The sequence below is a fragment of the Cryobacterium sp. W22_MBD10_FK3 genome (genome assembly GCF_052113745.1).
Classification (GTDB): Bacteria; Actinomycetota; Actinomycetes; order Actinomycetales; family Microbacteriaceae; genus Cryobacterium.
The window spans coordinates 140989-148217 of sequence record NZ_JBGQOH010000008.1 but is presented as its reverse complement, the minus strand read 5'-3'; the positions used below and the strand labels follow the sequence as shown (position 1 = coordinate 148217).

Sequence of the window (7229 nt, the reverse complement as noted above, 5' to 3'; positions counted from 1 at the left end):
ATGAGTGGGCAGTTTCCATGGCCACCAGCGGGCAATTCTGCTGGCCGCCTACGGGCAGTTCCTAATGGCCATTGACAGGCATTAGGCGTCACGCCCCGAGGCCGCACGAATGGTGTTCCACGAAACGAACGGGTATGAGTGGAGCAAGCGTGCCTCTCACCTCTTCGTCTGCTCCTGCGGCGAAGACAATAGTGGTGACGCTGCCGTAGTGCTTTGAGAGCTGCAACGGTCGATCGACAATCAAGCTGTGGGGAACATCTGGGTCACCTTGGGCGTCGTTGAAGTTCGAGCCATAGAGCAGGGAACGGATGTGGCCTGGCGGGGCTAGCTGGCCGCCCAAGAAGAAATGCCACACAGAAGGAAGTTCCAGGGCACCGTCTGCCACAACGAAAGAAGGTGGGGCGACATGCACCCCACCTTCCTTCTTGTGGCGAATCAGTTGGCGCTTAACTCATCCCCCGAGCCTAAGCTCCGGAGCGTGCTTTCTCCGTCGATTGTTTGTACGACGCTCGAAGATAGCCCGGGCGAAGAATACTCATCCAGATCAACTCCCAATAGGAGTAGAACTCCCTGAGCCCCAGTTGCTTCCAAAGCGCCGCACCGTAGAGGCAAGCACCGATGATCACGCCAAGAGTGAAAACCGACCCAAGGTCGATGTAGTTAGCATCCGACTGGGCAAGTGCCACAGCAACAAAAGCCGCAACTACCGTTGAACTAACCAGCGGAACGATCTGGGCACGAGGAATCCAGGAATGAGCCATCAGGACTCCTACGCACAGTCCCACAATGCCAACAAATACTGTATTCATCATTCCCTCTCGCATCCGCGCACTTGACTAAACCGCATCCGTCGACCCTATCGGCACTCCGGAGACACCCAACGCATCGCGAGGGGAGCCGGCGCCGCCGCGTAGAAGACACAACCACCCGCGTCTCGAGCTTGCTGAGCCTGGATGCGCCAGTACGAGGCAAATCCCTTGCATACCGTCCTAACTGCCGAGGGAAGCACGCTGCAGAATCCTCCCAGACTCTGGCCGGCCGCATCGCGCGTTTCGGACTTGCTGAGCCCTGCGCCGTATGCTGCGTTGTACCACTGCCAGGTCGGGTCAGCCACGATGGGGTAGACCGTTGCTTCAGTCGGAGATACGACCTGCGTAAGCTCGCTGCCGCGCAATTCGTAGTGAGTGTCGACCTCGGCTCCGTTAGCGTCACGTGCCCAGGCTTTGCCTACGCTATAGGCCTGGAAGTCGCCTGCCTCCGTGAATCCAACTGCCCAAATCGATCCATCTGCGGCTTCAGCAACCTGAAATCCGTCTTCCAGCCCGTAGCTGAACTCGTGTGGGCTCGACGGGGCATTGATGATGGTCTGAATGCGCACCGCACCACTATCGAGCGCCTGCACCGCCACGTCTACGGCTTCATCGCCGATGCCCCCATAGACGACTGTGCCATCGGAGGAAATTGCCGACTCACCGACTGTGACCTCTGACGGCAGACGGACGCCGAGACTCGCCCCATCCTCACCCGGAATCGTGACCGAATCCGCGGGATTCGTCGATAAAGCCCCGGCAGTTGTGCTCGGGATCACGGCACCCTGCAGGGGCGCGACCTTCGCAACCAGGTCAGCAATAGCATTCTCGTCAACGTCAGAAACGGTGATGCCGCTGCTGTTTGGCAGCGCAACCATCGGCGCGGCGACGGCTGGCGAACCCACGAGGCAAATACCTGCTACGAGCGCTAGGGCGGTTGTTGCCCCTGCGTACGTGAGACTTGCTCTCTTCACTTTTCCCCCAAAACGGGACGAAGAATGCCGCCCCAGTGCATATTCGCAGCGATTCAAATTGCTAACGACAGCGACGCTAACAGCAAACAGGCACAACATACAAACCTGTATGTTTGTTTAGTGGTCCGGAACTTCCCACGGACAGCTGAAGGCAGCGACTCACCCCGCAGCTTGACGCTCATTTCTGAGGAGCGCCCAGCGATGAGCGGCATTTTCTCGAACGAGTCAAGGAGCATACGTGCAGCAGTCCCAGCGCAACGGTGACAACAGCAACGAAAACAACAACCAGCAAATCCAAGCGAGCGGTGACGTTGGTGCCCCGTACGCTGCCTCTGGCGGCGTGAGTTTCACCGGTGACAATCACGGCATCGTTGTCACGTCTTTTGCGACCAAGGAAGAACCGCAACACACCTTCAACATCCCAAAGAAAACGAGGATACCGACCCCGGCGTCCCTCATCGGAACAGTGTCCGGGCTAACCACTCTTCTCGGGTTTGTCACCGGAGGATTCTCGGTAAAACAGCTCGTCGACATCGCGACGGCCGGCACTGACAACACCCTGATGGGCAGCCCGCCCTCGGTCCACTGGTGGCTACTGGGCTCGCTCCTCACCGTGGCGGTTGGAGTATTCGGATTGACGTATTTTCGGTTCCTCAGTCGGAACGTGCTACGACTGCCAAAATGGTGGGTTCTCCGCGCGTGGGCGGGAATCAAGGAAGAAGGTGGCCGGACCTACCCATACTCACTTCGACTCGCGATGCGTTGCCCCCAGTGCACAGACACGAATCTGCGCTTCCAGCAGGTGCCTGCGAAGTGGGTTGATTTCTATGACAGTAAGGGAGCACACAAGAAGCGAACGGTCACCGATTGGGAGTCCATGGCGGTCTGTCACAGGGATAAGAACCACTCCCTTCGCGTTAACATCTCTGGAAACGACTTCGACGAAGCGGTATCCCGATGAGCGCCTGATAGGCGGCGGCCTGCCTGGGCTATTTGCGCCGGCGATGCGAAAAACTGTCCCACGCGGGCGCAGCTGACGAAACCGACCATTAACAGGATCGAGAACGGTCCCTTCTTGTTGCGCACTAGCTCCCTAGTGCTGGCGCCGCTCAGCTCAAAGAACGCCGATCGGGGCGGGCGCCGATCCACAGCACTCATGTCAGCCCACCCATGTGCCGTCCTGCGGTTCAGTGATGGGGCTCATCTCCAGCGAGCTCGGTATAGACGTCTTCGAGCGTGCGGAGCTGCACGTGGAAATCCTGCGCGCGCAACGCTTGGTCGAGAGTGAGTTTGCGAACGACACCATCGGGATCATCAGTGCGGACCAGCACGCGGGCACCCGCCCCGGTGGGACGCATGCCAGTTTCGTGAGTGCCCAGATGCTGTCGGAGCGTGCCGATCTCCGTGGGTTCGGTCATGACGAAGGAGACGGTCGCCCCGCCGGAGCGCATTCGCATGAGGTCGTCCGGCGTGCCCACGGCAAGCATCCGGCGGGCACTGCTTCGGTTTGTCGCTATATGCGGTACCGCGTTATTCGGGCTTGTTAGTGCTCGTCGGTACCGACGGTGCGCTCCTCGTTTCATACGCGGATATTCTAGCTGCGCCGCACGGCAATCGAGTTGGCAATGGCCCACACGATGCACAAGATGACGACCTGTGCGGCGGCCAGGTCGACTATCTGGTTGAAAATTAGGGCCAGCACAAACTCAAGGAAGGAGAGGATCAAGGCGGCGGCGCCGACTGCGGCAAAACCCTGCTTGGCGAGGAGGCGGTCTCGTTCGTCGCGGTACTCGATGGCGTTCAGTCGGGTGATGTCCCGAGAGGACGGGCGCCGCGCGTAAAGCGCAGCACCGACGCCTGCAACACCGCCGGCGACGAAGACAAACGAGGCGAACCAGTTGTGCGCTAGCGCGGTCGCGATCGCTCCCGCGAGGAGCGTGCCGGCCAAGGCGATATTGACGGTCGAGAGGGGCAATCGCTTAGTGGTCTTCAACGTGGAACACTTCCTCAACGGTGGACTCGAAGTAACGGGCTAGACGAACAGCAAGACTGAGCGACGGATCATAACGCCCTGTCTCGATGGCGTTGATGGTCTGGCGAGAAACCCCCAACGCCTCACCAAGGGCGGCCTGGGAGAGACCCGCGGCTTGACGCCTTGCTCTAACCTGGGATTCCATATGACAAGCCTGCTTTACCATTCGTCTCGTGTCAAGCGGGCTTGTCATAAGTCCGCATTTCAGGGTCTCCTGACTCGATCCTGTCGAAGTGGGAGTGCCTTGCGGACGCCATCGCCAGGCTGACATTCCAGTAAGGAAAATCAGCACTACACTTTCCCGTATGGAAAACCAAGAGCGCGCTTGGCGCCAGCAAGCACACGATGCACTGAGAGCACTAAACGACGTTCGGGAAGCGAACGTTGCGAGTCTGCAGCGCCCGCGTCGCTACTGGATAATGGTGGGCCTTTTTCTCGCCGTGTACGCCTTGATTCCCCTGACCAGCAGCTGGCCTGCGGTTGTCACGTTTCTCCTGGTGCCCGCGATGCTCGTCGTCATCGTTGTCTTTGCCGCTTGGAAACAGCCCACCGCGGTCCGGAACATCAAATTGACTGGGACTATGTGGCTGCCGCTTCTGGGGTTCGCCGTTCTCGCCGGTACACTGGGCGGCCTGAATACAGCGCTCTATAACGAGCATGGCTGGTGGTGGCTCCCGCCTCTGGTTGCCGCGCTACTCTTCATCGTGGCTACCGTCGGGGGTCCGCTGATCGATAGGTGCTGGGCTCGGACGGTCAGCGCTCGTGTCAAGTGAACGAGACACCGAGGTAGAAACGGGCCTCGATCCGACTATCCATCCCCTCCCCCGCTTACGCATTTGCGCGCTCCTGCAGCCAGTGGTGAAGGAAGAATTCGCTGTCCTTCGGGACCAATTAGAAGTGAGCGACTCTGCGCTGAGCAAGCAAATCGCCGCTCTGACTTCTGCTGGGTACGTCGAGCAACTGCACGCGACCCGCGCCGGTCGGCGCCGCGTCTGGCTGCGCCTCACCCCGGCAGGACGAGCAGCATTCTCGCGTCACGTCGCCGCCCTGCGCGCTATCGCCCACCCATGAACTGCTCGAGCACCTCGCGGACCCAGCCAGAGGTCAGCGGCCGTAAACCCTGGACTCATCAACACCAAGCTCACACGGATCCGCGCTGCAGCTGCGTGCCCATCGCTAGAACGTTGAACGACCTGGGTGCCAGCCGCACCGGTTTCGACATGATGCTTCAGGTGGGCGGTTCGCGGGTGATTTCCGCAGCGTTGCAGTTGGTTCTCTAGGCCGCGCAGAGATGCGCGGCATCGTTCCTGTGAACGACATCCCCACGGAGAGGTACCCGGCGGATTCCAGAGCCGCCACCTGCTTGCTCGGAGCTGAATTTGTCACCTCGACCGTGTCCCGCATCTGCTTGAACGCGAGGGCGCCGTCTCGTCTCTCTGCCTTCAGGCAAATATCAGCTACCGCACCCGTCGACGCCCTCGCAGTTCATGTCCCAGGATCACAGCATGGACCCTGTCGCGCAGGTGCAACTTGGAAAAGATGCGATTGACGTGGGTCTTCACCGTGGCTGGCGAGAGGTGGAGCGTGTCGCAGATCTCGCTGTTCGAGAGTCCAGACACGATGCAGGCGAAAACGTCGAGCTCGCGCGGACTGAGGTGATCCAGCGGGTCGGCTTTCTCTGCGACTCCCCGGTGGTCATGCAGCGTTCCGCCGGAGGCGTAGTGGTCTATTAGCTGCTTGGTGATTCTGGGCCCGACCACGGCCTCGCCTGCATGGACCGTCCTTACGGCCTCCCGTAGCCGGTCGGTCGGGGTGCTCTTGAGTAGGAAGGCGCTGGCGCCAGCGGCGAGGCCGCCGAACGCGTATTCGTCGATGTCGAAGGTGGTGAGCACGAGCACCCGCGTGGTTGGGTGCACGGTGGTGATGATCCTGGTTGCTTCGATGCCGCCCATTCCGGGCATCCGCACGTCCATGAGCACGACGTCGGGTTTAAGGTCCCGGGCGCGGCGGATTGCTTCCTCCCCGGTGGCTGCCTTGCCGACGACTTCGATGTCGTCGGTAGAGTCCAGGGTCAGCGCGTTACCCATCAGAACGAGCTCCTGGTCGTCTACCAAGAGAACCCTGATTTTCTGTGTACCGGTCGCGGTCATGTATATGCTGCCTCGTCGACCACCAGGGTTGCCCTCGTCGTCCAGCCCCCGCCCGGGCGCGGGCCTGCTGTGCTCATTCCGCCGTACGCCGCGCTGCGCGCTGCGATACCCCGCAGCCCCCGACCACTGCCCTGGCTCGGGGCTTGGCCCGCGTGGGGGTCGGTGCGCCCGTCGTCGGTGACCTGCACCGTAACAGTGCTGCCTTTGACGTCAATGCTGACCTCCACTCGGGTGGATCCTGTGGCATAGCGCAGCACGTTGGTGAGCGACTCTTGGACGATCCTGTACACCGTCGTCGACAGCGCGGGATTCTCGGGCATCGCTTTGCCGGAGCGGGTGAGCGTGACGGGCATGCCCGTGTTGCGGAAGACTTCGACGACCTCCTCCAGACTCGGGACGTTGTGTCCCGAGCGGTGCAGGCTCTCATCCAGCACCACGTCTTCCTCGCGGAGCACCTGCAGGACGATGTTCATATCGGCCAGCGCGCTCCGTCCGACATCGCCCAGTTTGCTCAGCGCCAGGGCTGACCGCACGGGATGCTTCTGCCAGCCGTTCGATGCCCCGTCGGCGAGGGCGATCATCGTCGAGAGCGAGTGAGCGACGATGTCGTGCATTTCCGCGGCGATCCGTTGCCGCTCCACGACCCGCGCCGTGGTGAGCCGTTGGTTCACCAGTTCCGTGAGAGCCTCTCGGCGCTGCGTCGCACCGCGGGCGGCGATACCCAGAGCCAGAGCGAGCAGCGCCAAGGGGTCGAGCACCGACGGCGCATGGGTCGCTCCCGTCGCCACAAACAGCAGTAGAGCCCCCGCGGCGGGCAAACCCACGACGACCGCGTAGCCCAGCAGCGCGGTCCCCATGGGCCCTAAGGAGGCCAGCGTGTAGAGCGCGACGGCTGCGGGCAGCCCCAGCAGCACGACCGGACTCGGCAGGAGCATGCCCGCCGAGCTCACCAGCACCAGTGCGACGAGGATCGCCCGCGGGTACCGCCGCCGCCACAGCAGCAGCCCACCCGAAAGGATCACCAGGACCAGGCCCGGCCAGAGTGACTGCGCACCTGGGAGCACGAGCACAAGCGTTTGGACCAACAGACACACGAAGGCGACGAACCCATCGACCATCCTCGGATGAGCGGTCAACCAGCGCAGCAGCCTCGTGCCGAGCACGCGGTCGACCTCCGCGGCATCCACTACCGGCGGCGCTGCACGAACAGTCATAGCCCTGCGACCTCCATCCCGAGCTGTGCTCTCATTCTCCCGCGTGCCCG

General features: G+C 61.7%; 11 protein-coding genes. 3 read left to right on the top strand and 8 right to left on the bottom strand.

Translation table 11 applies throughout. The features are described 5' to 3' along the window. Nucleotides 1-464: 464 nt before the first annotated feature. Together ACEN2M_RS10600 and ACEN2M_RS10595 are read right to left on the bottom strand one after the other, a co-directional pair. Complete coding sequence (locus tag ACEN2M_RS10600; protein WP_441648081.1) at nt 465-761, bottom strand: hypothetical protein; 297 nt, start codon at nt 759-761, stop codon at nt 465-467. 95 nt (nt 762-856) lie between these two features. Further along, the gene (locus tag ACEN2M_RS10595; protein ID WP_441648080.1) at nt 857-1714 is read right to left on the bottom strand and encodes a hypothetical protein; all 858 of its coding nucleotides are present in this window, start codon (nt 1712-1714) and stop codon (nt 857-859) included. Between the two features lie 307 nt (nt 1715-2021). On the opposite strand from ACEN2M_RS10595, the gene ACEN2M_RS10590 reads away from it, so the two are divergent. Then, nucleotides 2022-2744: a hypothetical protein gene (locus ACEN2M_RS10590; RefSeq protein ID WP_441648079.1), complete on the top strand. Its 723-nt coding sequence runs from the start codon at nt 2022-2024 to the stop codon at nt 2742-2744. Between the two features lie 226 nt (nt 2745-2970). Here ACEN2M_RS10590 and ACEN2M_RS10585 read toward each other — a convergent pair whose 3' ends face one another. From ACEN2M_RS10585 to ACEN2M_RS10575, 3 genes are all read right to left on the bottom strand, one after another. Next, nucleotides 2971-3270, bottom strand: a complete 300-nt coding sequence (locus ACEN2M_RS10585; protein WP_441648078.1) for a hypothetical protein — start codon at nt 3268-3270, stop codon at nt 2971-2973. Nucleotides 3271-3377: 107 nt separating this feature from the next. Continuing rightward, entirely contained in the window at nt 3378-3776 is a 399-nt protein-coding gene (locus tag ACEN2M_RS10580; protein ID WP_441648077.1) for a hypothetical protein, read from the bottom strand. Beyond that, nucleotides 3763-3960, bottom strand: a complete 198-nt coding sequence (locus tag ACEN2M_RS10575; protein ID WP_441648076.1) for a helix-turn-helix transcriptional regulator — start codon at nt 3958-3960, stop codon at nt 3763-3765. The genes ACEN2M_RS10580 and ACEN2M_RS10575 overlap by 14 nt, the downstream gene beginning before the upstream one ends. Nucleotides 3961-4120: 160 nt before the next feature. Between ACEN2M_RS10575 and ACEN2M_RS10570 the strand changes: the two genes are divergently transcribed. Further along, entirely contained in the window at nt 4121-4588 is a 468-nt protein-coding gene (locus ACEN2M_RS10570; protein WP_441648075.1) for a hypothetical protein, read from the top strand. Continuing rightward, on the top strand, nt 4578-4886 hold the full coding sequence (locus ACEN2M_RS10565) for a transcriptional regulator (protein ID WP_441648074.1): 309 nt from the start codon (nt 4578-4580) through the stop codon (nt 4884-4886). Before ACEN2M_RS10570 ends, ACEN2M_RS10565 begins: the two co-directional genes overlap by 11 nt. 105 nt (nt 4887-4991) lie before the next feature. Here the strand turns inward: ACEN2M_RS10565 and ACEN2M_RS10560 are convergent, their stop codons facing one another. Genes ACEN2M_RS10560 through ACEN2M_RS10550 form a run of 3 tightly spaced genes read right to left on the bottom strand, consistent with a single transcriptional unit; the run spans nt 4992 to nt 7179 of the window. After that, the gene (locus ACEN2M_RS10560; RefSeq protein WP_441648087.1) at nt 4992-5261 is read right to left on the bottom strand and encodes a transcriptional regulator; all 270 of its coding nucleotides are present in this window, start codon (nt 5259-5261) and stop codon (nt 4992-4994) included. Between the two features lie 11 nt (nt 5262-5272). Beyond that, nucleotides 5273-5965 (bottom strand): response regulator transcription factor, encoded by a 693-nt coding sequence (locus tag ACEN2M_RS10555; RefSeq protein WP_441648073.1) that lies wholly within the window; start codon nt 5963-5965, stop codon nt 5273-5275. Further along, nucleotides 5962-7179, bottom strand: a complete 1218-nt coding sequence (locus ACEN2M_RS10550) for a histidine kinase (protein WP_441648072.1) — start codon at nt 7177-7179, stop codon at nt 5962-5964. The genes ACEN2M_RS10555 and ACEN2M_RS10550 overlap by 4 nt, the downstream gene beginning before the upstream one ends. Between the last annotated feature and the right edge of the window lie 50 nt (nt 7180-7229).

Coding starts and splice junctions, on each gene's coding strand:
- ACEN2M_RS10600 (WP_441648081.1), bottom strand. CDS start 761: ATGGCTCATTCCTGGATTCCTCGTGCCCAGATCGTTCCGCTGGTTAGT.
- ACEN2M_RS10585 (WP_441648078.1), bottom strand. CDS start 3,270: ATGCTTGCCGTGGGCACGCCGGACGACCTCATGCGAATGCGCTCCGGC.
- ACEN2M_RS10575 (WP_441648076.1), bottom strand. CDS start 3,960: ATGGAATCCCAGGTTAGAGCAAGGCGTCAAGCCGCGGGTCTCTCCCAG.
- ACEN2M_RS10570 (WP_441648075.1), top strand. CDS start 4,121: ATGGAAAACCAAGAGCGCGCTTGGCGCCAGCAAGCACACGATGCACTG.
- ACEN2M_RS10555 (WP_441648073.1), bottom strand. CDS start 5,965: ATGACCGCGACCGGTACACAGAAAATCAGGGTTCTCTTGGTAGACGAC.
- ACEN2M_RS10550 (WP_441648072.1), bottom strand. CDS start 7,179: ATGACTGTTCGTGCAGCGCCGCCGGTAGTGGATGCCGCGGAGGTCGAC.